Raw genomic sequence first — 13,674 nt, forward strand, 5'->3', positions numbered from 1 at the left:
GGGCTATTTTTTGTCGTTCCGCGACCAGGCGATCGCATATGGATCGGCCACACCATCACGGCGACGCGCAGGCCCGATCCCAGACGCCTTCGAACAACGCTGGCACCCATGTGTCTGCCGGGCACCGGCTCCATTCGTCTTTCAGGAATACGAACGACGACGTACCGTCGCGCTTCGCGGCTTCACCGAGCGCGAGGACGACGATGGCGTTCCGCGAGATGGGGCAACCGGCGACCGTCGTATCGCGTGTCGGCTGGCGAAGAACGGCGCTCGGTGCGAACAGGCATCGCGCGGAGGCATCCGGCGCGGAAAGTGCGGCCCCCTTGCCTTCCGCGTACAGCTCTCGCATCTGACGAAAGCCTTTGACGATGTTGTGCAGCGCGATGGCGACACCATGGATACCTGCCCGCTCGTGATCGACCATGGCACCGAGACGGCCCTTCGCCCGACGCACCTTGCCGGTGAGTGCCCAGCCGATTCGCTTCGTGAGACGTGTGGTCCTCACGGCTTCCTCGAGCAACTCCGCAGCCGCCCACGTTTCCTGTGTCGCGCGAAACGCCGGATCGAACTGCCGGCCCACCATGTCCTGGACCAGCGGCCCGAGGGCGTCGTCGTCGCCGAAACCACGCACCCAGGCGGCCAGCGACTCGAGTTCGGGATTCGACGCGTCGAAGCTGGCCGCCGCGGCGTTGAGGCGTTCCCACAGTGCCGCCTGGCGCGCCTTCCTGTCCGGGTCGTTACGTGGCTGAAGCGTGGGAAACCGCGTACCGCGGTACGACAGCGTACGCGTGATCCGGCGCAGCAGCAGCCGGTTGAGCGGCAGACGGCGACCGCTGAACTCGCGGTCGATGTGTTCGTCGGCCAGGACCGCTCGCACCTCGTCCGGGTCCGCGACCATGAAGACATCGACCAATCCACCGCGTTGCTTGCGCTGCATATGTCGTTTCCCTGTACGGGGCGGGATGTCCGCCGGCCCTCATCATGTACCCGCGCCGCGCCCGCGTCATCATGAAGTACGGGCGCCCGTCATAGCCGCGATCCACCATCCACGGCGAGGGTCGTGCCGGTGACCCACCGTGCGTCCGGGGAGGCAAGGAACACGACGGCGTCCGCGATGTCGCCGGGCTGCGCGATGTGCTGCAGCGCCTGCATGGACAGCGTGTATCGCCTGCCTTCATCGCTGCGGGCGAATTTCGACATGTCGGTCTCCACGACACCGGGCGCCACGGCGTTGACGCGGATGTTCCTGGGGCCGAGCGCGGCCGCGAGATGACGGACGAGCGTGTCGCTTGCTCCCTTGGTGGCCGCATAAGCCGAAAGATGGCCGATCGCGGCTCTGGCCACGAGCGACGTGACGAAGGTGACCACGCTTCCGGCGCAGAGCACGGGAAGCAGTTGCTGGACGAGGAAGTAAGCACCACGCACGTTGACGTGGAACATGCGATCGAAGTCGTCCATGCGTTGCTCCTCCAGCGTCGCGGCGGTAGAGATGCCCGCGTTGTTCACCAGGATGTCGAGGCGGCCGCCGACGATATGGCGCACCGCCGTGGCCAGCGTGCGCGGGCCGTCGGGCGCACCGAGATCCGCTCGTACCGCGCTGGCCCGCCCGCCGCCCTGCGCGATGCGTTCGACGACCGCGCCCGCCTCGTCGGGCGACGCGCTGAAATGCACGAGCACCTGCGCGCCCTCGGCAGCGAGCTTCAGCGCGATGGCTCTGCCGATGCCGCGCGACGCGCCCGTCACCAGGGCCGTCTTGCCGGCGAGACGCTTCCGGTCGCCATCGGCGGGAAGCGCGCCGTTCGTCGTCTTCGGTGTCATGGCTCAGGCCTTAAGGAAGTGATCGACGTCCCGGACGAATGCCGCCGGGTACTGATAGAGCGAGCCATGATTGGCATCGGGATAGATGATCAACTTCGCATCCGGCAGATACTGCTGGAGTATCCAGGAATTCACGGAATAGATGATGACGTCCGCGTCGCCGTTCACCACGAGCGCCGGCTGCCGGATGCGCTCGAGGTAAGCGAAGGCATCCGGTGGCGTGGCGCCCCATTTGCCCAGCGCCGCCAACTGCGCGGGTGCGACGGCGTCATCGACCTCCGGGTCGCGGTCCGTGGTCCTGCGACGGAATCGTTCGAGGAATGCCCTGCCCGCGGCCTGGCTTGACTCGCTCGGCGCGAAGAACACCCGAAGCCAGAGATGATCGGGCGGATCGTAAGAACCGCGGAAGATATCCTGTGCCTCGGGCGTCAGCGACTGCATGGCCTCGCCACCGCGTGGCCCGGTGCCGACCAGCACCAGTCGCCGCACCAGCGACGGCGCCTGCAGCGCCATCTCCTGCGCGACGAGGCCACCGAGCGAAAATCCCAGCACGTCGATCTCCTGAAGGTCGAGCGCGCGAACGAAAGACAGCGCGTCGTCCGCCATCTCCTCGACGGACTCGGGCACGACGCCGTCGGTGCTCGAAATACCCCTGTTGTCGAACAGGATGACTTCGCGGCCCTCGGCCAGACCGTCCGTGATCGCCGGGTCCCAGTGATCCATGGTGCCCGTAAAGTGCATGTTGAAGAGTAAGGGCACACCGCCCCGGCGTCCGAAGCGGCGGTACGCGAACTGCGTGCCGCGCGCGTCGACATAGCGCGTGGCAGCCGAATGGTGCGTCTGTGTTTCCATCGATATGCTCCGAAATCTGTTCCGGGCACGTTACGACCGCCGGCGGTTCGCCGGGAAAGACTTTGTTGGCAGGTACGCGATGCCTTGGAGGCATGCGTGCGATGGCTGGCGCGTCAGCTGCCCGCGCGGCGACGGGGTGCCTTGCCGGTACCGCCAGCCAGCGCATGGGATCGCTGCCCCGCGGGCCCGGCCTCGATCACCTGATCGATGCACGACAGGAACGTCTTCAGGACGGGCGACGGGTTGTCCTCACGGTAACCGACCGCAAGGTCGATCGTCGGCACGGTTCCCGCCAAGGGGCGGCTCACCACCGACCACGGCAGCAGCGGCTCGACATACGCCGGCAGCAACGCCACGCCTCCCGTCGAGGCCACGAGCGATATGCCGACGGCGAAGTTGTCGATGTGGTGCGACGGAACAAGGTTCACGCCGCTGGATTGCAGATAGCCGTCCACGACGTCGCGCAGGACGTGCGGAATATCGGAAAAACCGATGAACGCCTCGCCTTCGAGGTCCTTCGGGCGGATGACCGGCTGCGCGGCAAGGCGATGACTGCTCGGAAGGATGACGACGAGAGGCTCCTTGGCGATCACGCGATACGACACGTCCGGGCGCGGCTCGATGCGCGAAAAGCCGAGATCGATCTCGCCGCTCTGGATCGCGTTGCCCACATCCGGCGAATACAGGCTGACCACCTTGAACTCGATCGCCGGCAAGTGCTCGCGGAGCACGCGCGTCACGTTGGGCAGCCAGTCGGCTTCCTGACCGGTCAGAAAGCCTACCGCGAACGTCTCGCGTGGCGGTCGCGCCGCGCGACGTGCCGCCTCGATCGCTTCCTTCGCCTGGCTGAGAGACAGACGTGCGTGATCAAGGAAGGCGCGTCCGGCGGCCGTCAGTTCCACGCCACGTGCTCCGCGAATGAAGAGGGCCGTGCCCACCTCGTGCTCCAGATCCCGCAATTGTCGGCTGAGCGAAGGCTGCGCCGTGAACAGTCGCTTCTCGGCGGCCACGGTGAGGCTGCCCTCTTCCGCGACGGCGACGAAGTAACGAAGGTGACGAAGCTCCACGACGGATGCCTCCAGGGCATGACTCGGCTATCAACAAAGTCTTTTTCATCGCAGATGTCAAGGCGTAGATTGCCCATCACGCCAGAGATCCTGGACACGGCGACAAAGCGCTTCGTGATAGCTGCCATAGCTTTCAGGAATACGCCGCCGGTGACGTCCCACATCCCCCTTGGAGAATCCCATGTCAAACCTGTCCAACAAGACCGCGCTCGTTACCGGCGCATCCCGCGGCATCGGTGCGGCCATCGCGAAGCGCCTCGCCGCCGACGGTGCCAACGTCGCCATCACCTACACCCGCGGCGCCGACGCCGCCGCGCAGGTGGTCAAGGAGATCGAGGCCGCCGGTGGCAAGGCCATCGCCATCCAGGCGGACGCCGCCGACGCGAAGGCGGTCGTGGCGGCCGTCGAAAAGACCGCGTCCACGTTCGGTGGCCTCGATGTCCTCGTCAACAACGCGGGCACCGCCATTCCGAAGCCGTTCGAGGAAGCCAGCCTCGAAGAGATGGACCGCGTGGTCGACATCAACCTGCGCGGTGTGTTCATCGCCACCCAGGCCGCGCTGAAGCACATCCCCGATGGCGGTCGGATCATCAACATCGGATCCTGCGTCGGCGAACGCGTGGTGGCGCCTGGCCTCACCGCCTACGCCGCGACGAAGGGCGCGGTGAAGATGTTCACGCAGGGACTGGCGCGCGAACTCGGGCCGCGCGGCATCACCGTCAACAACGTGCAGCCCGGTCCCATCGACACCGATCTGAACCCTGCCAACGAAGCGTGGGCCGAGCCGCAGATCGCCATCACCTCGCTCAAGCGCTATGGACACGTCGACGATGTCGCGGCGATGGTGTCTTTCGTGGCGGGTCCGGAAGCGAGCTTCGTCACCGGCACGAACCTCACGGTCGACGGCGGCACGAACGCCTGAAACCGTTCACGGTGAGCCCAAAGCGGCTCACCGTCGAAGGTTCGATACGGCACGTGCGTCGTCGGCTACCTCGGCGCACGTGCCACTTTGGAACCACCATCGACCATCCGCCTATTACACCCACGAGCGTATCGGCGATCAGGCAATGGCACCGCCATCGGCGGTGATCGTGGCGCCGGTGACGATGTCTGCCGCGGGGCTTGCCAGGAACGCCACCACGTTGGCGATGTCGCTCGGCTCCGCGAAGCGTCCCAGCGAGGTGAGGCTGCGCTGGAAGTCGGCTCCCTCGCCATTAGCCGGATTCGCATCGGTATCGGTCGCGCCGGGCTGAACCAGGTTGACGGTGATGCCGCTCGGTCCCAGTTCTCTCGAAAGGCCACGGGTGAATGAGTTCAGAGCGGCCTTCGACATCGCGTAGGCCGTGATACCGGGGAACGGCACGCGCTCGCCGAGTGCGGAACCGATCGTGATGATCCGGCCGCCTTGCCCGAGGTGCGGGATCGCTGCTTTGGCGAAGAGCACGGGGGCGCGAACGTTGATGTCCATGAGTGTCTGGAACGCGTTGACGTCGAGATCCGCAATCGTTCCCGTGTGACCGATGGCCGCGCTGTTGACCAGGATGTCGAGGCCGCCCAACGTGGAAACCGTTTCGTCGACCGCACGCGCGATGTCGGCGGGGCTGGCGCTGTCGGCACGAATGGCGACGCCACGGCGCCCCGACTGTTCGACAGCGCCCACGACGTCTTGCGCCTTCCCAGACGCCTGCTGGTAAGTAAAAGCGACGTCAGCGCCCATTGACGCCAGCGTCTTCGTGATGGCCGCGCCGATGCCGCGGGAGCCTCCCGTGATCAGGGCCCGCTTTCCGGTCAGATCTATCATTCCGTGGTCCTTGGTTTCAGATGTTGGTGTGGAAGGCTGTATGTCGTCCTTCCAGACGACGTGCAGCCTTCGACGGCATTCGGTGCCGCGTTTTCAACATCGGGGGCCTGTCCCTGGTCCGGTAGCCTCATCTCAGGGGCCACCTTGTCGCAGTTTGGGGAACGCCGGGCGGCGTCACTCGCACATTGCCCGCTGGCGCGGGATCGCCGATACGATCGGCTCCCACCGGAGCTGCCTTCGTGCGGGATCGCCGATGCGATCGGCTTCCACCGGAGCTGTCTTCGTGCCGGATCGCCGATCGGCTCCCACCGGCACCTGCGGCGGCGAAGTGGTCAGTGGCGGCGACGGAGGTGGGCGCGCACGTCCTCGGCGATCGGACCGACCCGCTTCACGGCTTCGGTCAGCTGTTCGCGGGAAATGCCGAGTTCCTTGGTCCAGTACTGGACTTCGTAGTCTTCGTTGACGTTGATGCGCTTGGCGTCGGCCGGGCCGCGCTTGGTCTTGTCGTCGGACATGTGTCTGCTCCCGTGTTCGTTGCTGGAAGCGTGGTACCGCGGGTGTTGAGAGGTTGCGAAGGAATCGTGGGGTTTTTCGGCTTTCGGAAGGCTCGCGGCGCGATGGCCGCGAGCCAGGCTTTCGCCGAACGCCTTGTCCGGAGGATCAGGCCGCTTCGCTGTGCAACTGCTTCACCGTCGACGTGGATGCGCCGGCGCTGTCGATCGCGATGCGCCGCGGCTTCATGGCCTCGGGCACCTCGCGCTTGAGCTCGATCGAAAGCAGTCCGTTAGCGAGCCGCGCGCCGGTCACGTAGATGTGCTCGGCGAGCTCGAACCGGCGACTGAACGCGCGGTTCGCGATGCCGCGATGCAGGAACTCGCCCTCGGGCTCGGCCTTGTGCTCGCCGCTCACCAGCAGGAGGTTGCCCTGCGCGGAGATGCTCAGCTCATCTTCCGTGAAGCCGGCGACGGCCATGGTGATGCGATAGGCGTCGTCGCTCAGCTTGACCGAGTCGAAGGGAGGGTAGTTGTCGCCCTGCTGCGTGCGGGCGGCCGATTCCAGCAGGTCGAACACGCGATCGAAGCCGATGCTCGAGCGGTGAAGCGGGGTGAAATCGAGAAGAGTACGCATGGCCATATTCTCCTTGAAGCAACATGGAATGGGTTCTCAGGGCCGCCGTCATCAGGCGGCCAGGCCAGTCCCGAAGCGGCTGGCGGGAAAAATGATAGGGCGGTGTCGCGGCGTTTCAAGCCCCTGCTTTCAGCCATCGTTTAGGCGAAATCGGCGCATAAAAAACGCCGCCTGTAGGAGCAGGCGGCGATCTGGGGATGCATGCCCCGTCCCTGGGGCTTTGTTCTTGTCGTAAGGGTGAGGCGCCTATCAGAAGTCGTACGTGGCGGTGAGGCGCGCGTAGCGAGGCGTCTGGTAGAACTGGCCCAGGTCGTAGTTGTTGTTGACCGTGACCGGGCCCGCTTCGTACGTCGAGAAGCTGTTCAGCGGCTTGCGCTCGTTGGTCACGTTGAACACGCTGAGACCGAAGGCGAGCTTGCCGTCGAAGTAGTTCGGACGGTAGGTGACGGCGAGGTCGAGCTGGCGGTACCACGGGTTGCGCTTGTCGCCCGGATGCGACGGCATGCCGTTGCAGTTGTGGTACGACGAGCCGTAGCCCAGCGGATCCGGATCGGCCTCGGCATCCTCGAAGCCCAGGCACGACTTCGGCGCGCCGGAAGCGAGGCGGAGGTTGCCCGAGACCATCCATTCCGGCGTGAACTGGTACGCGCCGTAAGCCTTGATCTGGTGCGTGCGGTCGTTCGACAGCAGGCCGTTGGCGTAGCGCATCAGTTCGGCCGAATCCCAGTCCTGCGTCTTGGAGATGTCGGTCTGGCCGATGTCGGACTTCGTCTGGCCTTCGGTGTTGCCGTAGCTACGTGAGAACGTGTAGTCGACGCGACCCTGCCACTTGCCGTCGAACGGATGGTCGAGGTACAGGTCGAGCGCGTAGTAGTTGCGCTTGGCCTTCTGCGTGAAGCCCCAGTCCTGCTGGTTCATCTTCACTTCGGTGCGGCCACCGTCGACGTTGGCGAGGCTGAACGTGTTGGTGGCGCCCGGGTTGAAGATCACGCAACCGGGAATGATCACGTTGTCCGGGTTGCCGCCGTCCGCGGCGATCTTCTCGCCCAGGAGACCGGTGTCGCACACGTCGTCGATCGCGCTCTTGAGCTTGCGCACCGTCACCTTCGCACCGGTGACCCAGCCATCGCCCAGCGTCTTGTCGAAGCCGAGGATGCCTTCGTCCTGGTACTGCGACTTCAGGTCACGCGCGCTGACCGCGATCGGATCGACCGGCTGGCCGTACTCGCCATCAGGCGAGACGGCGCCCGGGCTGATCTCGGTCAGGCCCGTCGGACGGCCGAGCGAATCGATGCCTGTATAGGTGTAGAACACGTCCGTGTACGTCGACGGCGATGCGCCGCGCACGGCCACGTTGTTCGGCAGCGCGAGGTAGTAGCGACCGAGGTTGCCGTAGATCTTCAGCGACGAGTCGCCGAACACGTCCCAGCTCGCGCCGATACGCGGGGCCCACTGCGGGCCGCTGTTCACGTACGGACGGTTCTTGTCGTTGAAGTTCTTGAAGCTGTCGTTACGCACGCCGACGCTCAGCAGGAAGCGGTCGGTGATCTGCCAGCGGTCTTCCAGGTACTGGGCCTTCTGGTCGAGCGACATGCTCGTGACGGTGGAGAAGATGCGCTCCGTCACGTAGTAGCCGTCGCCACCCGGCGCGCCGACGCCCTGCGACGGACGGATCGGCACGTTCTCGTTACCCTCGGACGCGCGGCGGTAGCGCAGGTAGTAACCCGGACCGCTGGTGTCCTGGCCTTCGTTGCTGGCCGAGTAATGCATGTTGTCGATACCACCGGCGAGGTGGTGATCGCCCAGCTGCCACTCGAGGTCGAGGCGCAGGCCGTGCGTCCGGCTGCCGGCGTTGGGGGCCTGCGTCGTGGACGACGTATTGAGGTTGGTGATCGGCGTGCCGCCGTTCAGTGCCGGGTTCTGCAGGAACGGGCTGTCGATGTACGGCTGCTGGTCGAGGCCGGGCGTCGGGTTGTGCAGGTAGTCGGTCGTCCAGCCTTTGCCATACGTGGCGGTGAAGGTCAGGTCGTCCGTGATGTAGCTGGTGTACTTGGCGATCGCGTACTTCGAGGTGAGCTTCGACGTATCGGCGTTGGAGCCCAGCGGGCCGCCGACGGTACGCGTGTCGTAGTCGTAGTTGTAGTACGTGCCGCGCTGCTCGTCGGTGGAGTGGATGCCCGTGAGCTCGAGGATGTTCGAGTCGGTGATGTTCCAGTCGACCTTCGCGTAGTACTTCGGCAGGTTGTACGTGTAGTGGTTGTTGGCGACCGGGTTGGCTTCCACCGATGCCGTGCTGACGCCCTCGCTCTTTTCCGCTTCCGCGGCGACGAAGAAGAACAGCTTGTCCTTGATCAGCGGACCGCCCACGTACGCGCTGTACGTCGTGGTCCACTTGGTGTTGTCTTCGCGATTGCGATAGATCGAACCGACGAGGCTCGGATCGGCGTAGCCGTAGCCCGGAGGCAGGGCCTTGTTGCCGTAGTAGATGCTGCCGGCGGTGGAGGAGGCGAACTTCGGCTCCCACAGCACCTGCGCGCCGAAGTGCCAGTCGTTCGTGCCGCGCTTGCCGACCTGGCTGATCACGCCGCCATCCGAACGGCCGTACATGGCGCTGTAGCCGCCGGTGTACACCTCCTGCTGGTCGATCGCGCCGTACGGCAGGCCGACGCCGCCGAGGTTACGGTACGGATCGGACGTATTGTAACCGTTGATGTAGTACGCATTTTCGGACGCGCCCGAACCACCGAACGACACCGTGCGGTAGCGGCCGTTGCCGAGGTTGCTCGAACCCGGCACCGCGCCCGGCGCCAGCAGCGCGATCGCTTCGGCGTTGCGGCCGAGCGGCAGGCGGGCGAGGGTCTGGGCCGTGACGATCGTGCGCGAGTCGACGGCGGTGGTGTCGATCGGCGGCAGCGTGTTCGCGGTCACCGTGACCTGATCGAGCGACTGGGCGCTGGCGGACGTGGTGGCGGCGGCGAACGAAACGTCCGTGGCGCCACCGACCTTGAGCTGCACGCCCTTGCGCGAGTCGACGACGGCGCCGTTGCGAAGCAGGTTGACGTCGTACGAGCCCACGGGAAGGTTACCGATGCGGTAACGGCCCTGCTCGTCGACGGCGACGGAACGGGTCAGACCCGTGCTGCTCGTGACCTGGACGGTTTCGCCGGCGGCCGCGGGCACCTGGCCGAAGATGTCGGCGGTGGTGGACTGCGCGAAGACCGGAGCGCTGGCGCCGAAACCGACGGCCAGGGCGACTGCCAGCAGGGACGGCCGAAGCCCTCCGCGGTGGCGGATGGAATGAAGCTGCATGGATATCTCCCCAGAACGACCCAGTGCATGGGCCACCGAAATGGCCATGACCGCCGGCGCGTCGACGCGTGCTGCGAGGAAGTCCTGCCGATGCGGCACCCACTCCCCCGAGCGGTCGTGCCGTTCCCCCGTAGCACAGCGAAGAAGCCGTGCAGTCACGGTGCCGCGAGCCCCGATCAAATGATGGGGTATCACTCGCGACAGACGAAACTTAGGGGGCTTTGATGCACCGTGTCAACGAAAATTTGAGCATTTACTCAAAAAAGTTTCCCTGACACGTTTTCGCAAGAAATCGCGCTGGAATGAACGACCTGGCTCGTCTTACCGAATGCAAACGTTCGCGGCCGCATGCCGGTTACCGGCTCAGATGTCGACGTCCCTTCCACGCTGGGCCTCGCATTGCCGCAACGTCGTCGCCAGGACGCCGGCCTCGTCGGGGTTCCTGTCCGACCCGCCTTCGCGAAGGATGAGCACGCGGACCTCCATCGCCTTGCGCAGGTTGTCGCGCGCTTCCTGGCCGCAGGGCGTGCGCGGCTTCCACGACGACAGTGCTTCACCGCGCTCGACGAGCCGCCCGAGCACCGTGGCGCGATCCCCGGCGGCGGCCCTGCCCGCCTCGTCGACCTGTGCCTGCCACTCGCTCAGCACGCCACGCAGGTCCGCCGTGTCGGCCGCGAGGCCTTTCGCGTCGGCTTCCCGGGCGCTGTGCGAGGCCGTGAAGGCGAGCATGGCCGTGGTCGCCGATGCCAGGAAAGCGACCACGACGACGCCGATCGCGGCCTTGCGTCCGCTGGTTCCACTGGAGCTTTCGTCGTTTCCGGCCGTCATGGACACCTCGATGCGTGATCGCCCTATTCTGCCCCAGCGACGCGCCCGGGGCGGGACGATGCGACAAAGGCGCATGGTCGCAGGACGCCTGTCACGACAACGATGTCGTTACGTCGATATAGTCGGGCGCTCACCCAAACGAAGCCGGAGCCCATGACTCGTCTCTCGCGCATTGCGTTCACGCTGATCGCCGCCGCCATCGCCCTCCCCGCCACCGCCGACGACCTGAGGGTCATGTCGTTCAACGTCCGCACCATGACGGGCAACGACGGAGCGAACGGCTGGGAGCACAGGCGCGACCTCTTCGCCGACACCATCCGCCAGCTGCACCCGGACGTGATCGGCACGCAGGAGCTCTACAAGCAGCAGGGCGACGACACGGTGGAGCGCCTCCCCGAATACGTCTGGTTCGGTCGCGATCGTTACGGCAAGCACACCGACGAGCACATGGGCATCTTCTACCGGAAGGACTCCCTAAAGGTGATCGAGACGGGGGACTTCTGGCTTTCGGACACGCCCGACAAGGTCGCCAGCATCACGTGGGGCAACATCTTCCCGCGCATGGTGAACTGGGCCCTGTTCGAACGCCTCTCGGACCACAAGCGCTTCTACCTGCTCGACACGCATTATCCCTATCGCGACCAGGACGAAGACGCGCGCTCGCGCAGCGCCCGCGAGATGGCGGCATGGGTCGCGAAGCTGCCCAAGGGCGTGCCGGTGATCATCACAGGCGACTTCAACACGGGCCCGGACAGCGAGGCGCACAAGGCCCTGACCGCCACGTTCAAGGACGCATGGGACACCGCGCCGAAACGCGAAGGCCCCGCGGAAACCTTCCACAACTTCACCGGCCAGGCGAACAAGCGGATCGACTGGATCCTCTATCGCGACATCAAGGCGATCTCGGTTCAGACCGTCACCACATCGAAGGACGGCCGCTACCCGTCGGACCATTTCCCGGTGCAGGCCGATTTCGCGCTCTGAGTCAGGCCATCGTACCGAGCGGGCTTCCGGCGACGCCGGAGGCTCGCGCCATGCTTACGGAATGTGCAACGGGTTCGCCGCCTGCTACGGCAGGCCCGAAAATATGCGGACTTCCGCACACCGAAGTCCAGCCCCATCCTCTTCGCACGGACGGAAGCTCTGGATGAAATTGCGAACGTGTTGGCCGGCCATGGAGTCCCCGCCAGCTTCGACATGCACGTCGAGATAATCGCCGTCTCTCCCGTACAAAAGATCGATGGATGTCCGGGATCGCACCATCGCGCATTGGTCGGTGGTGCCACCTTGCCGGCATGGCGTAGCACGCTCGAATCGCGATTTATCAGGATTGTAGCCGCTGTAAATCCTGGCTTTCGCACCGTCCGAAAGCGTTACGTCGTACAGGACGTAATCGTGCAGCGGGGAAGTTACGACCGTGTCGCCGCGCCCTATGCCAAAGCAGGCATTCGCCGTGTAGACGTTGCAATACGGGAAGACGGTCCTGGCGTTCGCCGAACTCCTCAGGACCGAGCTGCATCCCACGACCAGCGGTGCCGAGAACAGAAGCGCACAGACCGGGCGTGCAAGCCAGCGCACGGCAACAAGTGTCGGATTCATGGGCCTTTCCTTTGCTCCGTCGACGCGTAAGATTGCACGATCCCCGTAGCGCGACAACGTGCATCCCCGTCGCCCGCCGGCAGGCCATGCGGCGGGAAGGGGCCGCCCACGCAGAGAGGAACACCGATGTTTCGCAAGCCCATGGCCCTTCTGCTACTGGTCGCCGCCAGTCTGCTGACCTCGATACCGGCGCTGACCGCGTCACCCAGGCCCGGCGCCCAGACCTCTTATTTCGACAACACCGGCCGCGACGACGTGCTTTCCGGCGGGCAGAAGACGGTCGTCATCGACACGCCCAAGGGCAAGTTCAAGGTGTGGACCAAGCGGGTCGGCAACAATCCGACGATCAAGGTTCTGCTGCTGCACGGCGGGCCGGGCGCCACTCACGAGTATTTCGAGGCGTTCGACAGCTATTTCCCCGGCGCGGGCATCGAGTACTACTACTACGACCAGCTCGGCTCGGGGTTCAGCGACAAGCCCACCGATCCGTCGCTGTGGGATATCCCCCGTTTCGTCGACGAGGTGGAGCAGGTGCGCCAGGCGTTGCACCTGGATAAGGACAACTTCTTCGTCCTGGGCCATTCGTGGGGCGGCGTGCTGGCGATCGAGTACGCGCTGAAGTACCCGCAGCACCTCAAGGGCGTGATCATCTCCAACATGATGGACAGCATCCCCGCGTACAACGCGTACGCGAACAAGGTGCTGATGCCGGCGATGGACCAGAGGAAGCTCGCCGAGGTGAAGAAACTCGAAGCGGAGAAGAAGACCTCCGATCCGCGGTACATGGAGCTCCTCATGCCCATGCACTACGAGCAGCACGTGCTGCGCATGCCGGCGGCACAGTGGCCCGAGCCCGTCGAGCGCTCGTTCGCGCACCTCAACGAGCAGGTGTACGTGATGATGCAGGGCCCGAGCGAACTCGGCGCGAGCGGCAAACTGCTCCACTGGGATCGCAGCAAGGACCTGAAGAACATCACCGTGCCCACGCTGGTGATCGGGGCGAAGTACGACACCATGGATCCCGCGTACATGGAAGCCATGGCGAAGAAGCTGCCCAACGGGCGGTTCCTGCTCTGCCCGAAGGGCGCCCATATGGCGATGTACGACGATCAGGCGACGTATTTCACGGGGCTTATCGGGTTCCTCGAGGATGTGGATGCGGGCAAGCCGATGAAGTGAGGGTCCTTGCTGTCGTGGGGGGGGGGGGGGGGGGGGGGGGGGGGGGGGGGGGGGGGCCCCCCCGCGCCCCCCGCGGCGCCCCCCCCGGGGGAG

At 65.4% G+C, this 13,674-nt stretch carries 13 protein-coding genes; 3 read left to right on the plus strand and 10 right to left on the minus strand.

Going from position 1 to position 13,674, the window contains the following annotated elements; all coding sequences use genetic code 11:
- Window positions 1-55 precede the first annotated feature (55 nt).
- The 4 genes from J2X58_RS09845 to J2X58_RS09860 all read right to left on the minus strand — a co-directional run bounded on the left by J2X58_RS09845 (window position 56) and on the right by J2X58_RS09860 (window position 3,737).
- A complete protein-coding gene (locus J2X58_RS09845) occupies window positions 56-937 on the minus strand; it encodes a hypothetical protein (RefSeq protein ID WP_310047852.1) in 882 nt (293 codons plus the stop codon).
- Between the two features lie 89 nt (window positions 938-1,026).
- On the minus strand, window positions 1,027-1,818 hold the full coding sequence (locus J2X58_RS09850; protein WP_310047853.1) for an SDR family oxidoreductase: 792 nt from the start codon (window positions 1,816-1,818) through the stop codon (window positions 1,027-1,029).
- A 3-nt stretch (window positions 1,819-1,821) separates the two neighbouring features.
- Window positions 1,822-2,670 carry an alpha/beta hydrolase gene (locus J2X58_RS09855; protein ID WP_310047854.1) on the minus strand — a complete coding sequence of 283 codons (849 nt, stop codon included), beginning with the start codon at window positions 2,668-2,670 and terminating at the stop codon, window positions 1,822-1,824.
- Window positions 2,671-2,783: 113 nt separating this feature from the next.
- A complete protein-coding gene (locus J2X58_RS09860; protein ID WP_310047855.1) occupies window positions 2,784-3,737 on the minus strand; it encodes a LysR family transcriptional regulator in 954 nt (317 codons plus the stop codon).
- Window positions 3,738-3,918: 181 nt separating this feature from the next.
- Between J2X58_RS09860 and J2X58_RS09865 the strand changes: the two genes are divergently transcribed.
- Entirely contained in the window at window positions 3,919-4,659 is a 741-nt protein-coding gene (locus J2X58_RS09865) for a 3-oxoacyl-ACP reductase family protein (protein ID WP_310047856.1), read from the plus strand.
- Between the two features lie 138 nt (window positions 4,660-4,797).
- On the opposite strand, the gene J2X58_RS09870 is transcribed toward J2X58_RS09865, so the two are convergent.
- From J2X58_RS09870 to J2X58_RS09890, 5 genes are all read right to left on the minus strand, one after another.
- Entirely contained in the window at window positions 4,798-5,538 is a 741-nt protein-coding gene (locus J2X58_RS09870) for an SDR family oxidoreductase (protein ID WP_310047857.1), read from the minus strand.
- 332 nt (window positions 5,539-5,870) lie between these two features.
- Entirely contained in the window at window positions 5,871-6,053 is a 183-nt protein-coding gene (locus J2X58_RS09875) for a DUF3606 domain-containing protein (protein ID WP_090052037.1), read from the minus strand.
- Between the two features lie 145 nt (window positions 6,054-6,198).
- Window positions 6,199-6,666, minus strand: coding sequence for an Hsp20 family protein (locus J2X58_RS09880; protein ID WP_090052035.1), 468 nt, complete (start codon window positions 6,664-6,666; stop codon window positions 6,199-6,201).
- A 249-nt stretch (window positions 6,667-6,915) separates the two neighbouring features.
- Window positions 6,916-9,975 carry a TonB-dependent receptor gene (locus J2X58_RS09885; protein ID WP_310047858.1) on the minus strand — a complete coding sequence of 1,020 codons (3,060 nt, stop codon included), beginning with the start codon at window positions 9,973-9,975 and terminating at the stop codon, window positions 6,916-6,918.
- A 363-nt stretch (window positions 9,976-10,338) separates the two neighbouring features.
- Window positions 10,339-10,803, minus strand: a complete 465-nt coding sequence (locus J2X58_RS09890) for a hypothetical protein (protein WP_310047859.1) — start codon at window positions 10,801-10,803, stop codon at window positions 10,339-10,341.
- 153 nt (window positions 10,804-10,956) lie between these two features.
- Between J2X58_RS09890 and J2X58_RS09895 the strand changes: the two genes are divergently transcribed.
- The gene (locus J2X58_RS09895; RefSeq protein ID WP_310047860.1) at window positions 10,957-11,787 is read left to right on the plus strand and encodes an endonuclease/exonuclease/phosphatase family protein; all 831 of its coding nucleotides are present in this window, start codon (window positions 10,957-10,959) and stop codon (window positions 11,785-11,787) included.
- Between the two features lie 84 nt (window positions 11,788-11,871).
- On the opposite strand, the gene J2X58_RS09900 is transcribed toward J2X58_RS09895, so the two are convergent.
- A complete protein-coding gene (locus tag J2X58_RS09900) occupies window positions 11,872-12,402 on the minus strand; it encodes a hypothetical protein (protein WP_310047861.1) in 531 nt (176 codons plus the stop codon).
- A 126-nt stretch (window positions 12,403-12,528) separates the two neighbouring features.
- On the opposite strand from J2X58_RS09900, the gene J2X58_RS09905 reads away from it, so the two are divergent.
- A complete protein-coding gene (locus J2X58_RS09905; RefSeq protein ID WP_310047862.1) occupies window positions 12,529-13,581 on the plus strand; it encodes a proline iminopeptidase-family hydrolase in 1,053 nt (350 codons plus the stop codon).
- Window positions 13,582-13,674: the final 93 nt, after the last annotated feature.

It is taken from the genome of Luteibacter sp. 3190, from assembly GCF_031456385.1.
Lineage (GTDB): Bacteria > Pseudomonadota > Gammaproteobacteria > Xanthomonadales > Rhodanobacteraceae > Luteibacter.

Bases quoted from the DNA above. Each gene is read 5' to 3' on its own strand.
- J2X58_RS09845 (WP_310047852.1), bottom strand. From the start codon at position 937: ATGCAGCGCAAGCAACGCGGTGGATTGGTCGATGTCTTCATGGTCGCG.
- J2X58_RS09850 (WP_310047853.1), bottom strand. From the start codon at position 1,818: ATGACACCGAAGACGACGAACGGCGCGCTTCCCGCCGATGGCGACCGG.
- J2X58_RS09855 (WP_310047854.1), bottom strand. From the start codon at position 2,670: ATGGAAACACAGACGCACCATTCGGCTGCCACGCGCTATGTCGACGCG.
- J2X58_RS09865 (WP_310047856.1), top strand. From the start codon at position 3,919: ATGTCAAACCTGTCCAACAAGACCGCGCTCGTTACCGGCGCATCCCGC.
- J2X58_RS09870 (WP_310047857.1), bottom strand. From the start codon at position 5,538: ATGATAGATCTGACCGGAAAGCGGGCCCTGATCACGGGAGGCTCCCGC.
- J2X58_RS09875 (WP_090052037.1), bottom strand. From the start codon at position 6,053: ATGTCCGACGACAAGACCAAGCGCGGCCCGGCCGACGCCAAGCGCATC.
- J2X58_RS09880 (WP_090052035.1), bottom strand. From the start codon at position 6,666: ATGCGTACTCTTCTCGATTTCACCCCGCTTCACCGCTCGAGCATCGGC.
- J2X58_RS09885 (WP_310047858.1), bottom strand. From the start codon at position 9,975: ATGCAGCTTCATTCCATCCGCCACCGCGGAGGGCTTCGGCCGTCCCTG.
- J2X58_RS09890 (WP_310047859.1), bottom strand. From the start codon at position 10,803: ATGACGGCCGGAAACGACGAAAGCTCCAGTGGAACCAGCGGACGCAAG.
- J2X58_RS09895 (WP_310047860.1), top strand. From the start codon at position 10,957: ATGACTCGTCTCTCGCGCATTGCGTTCACGCTGATCGCCGCCGCCATC.
- J2X58_RS09900 (WP_310047861.1), bottom strand. From the start codon at position 12,402: ATGAATCCGACACTTGTTGCCGTGCGCTGGCTTGCACGCCCGGTCTGT.
- J2X58_RS09905 (WP_310047862.1), top strand. From the start codon at position 12,529: ATGTTTCGCAAGCCCATGGCCCTTCTGCTACTGGTCGCCGCCAGTCTG.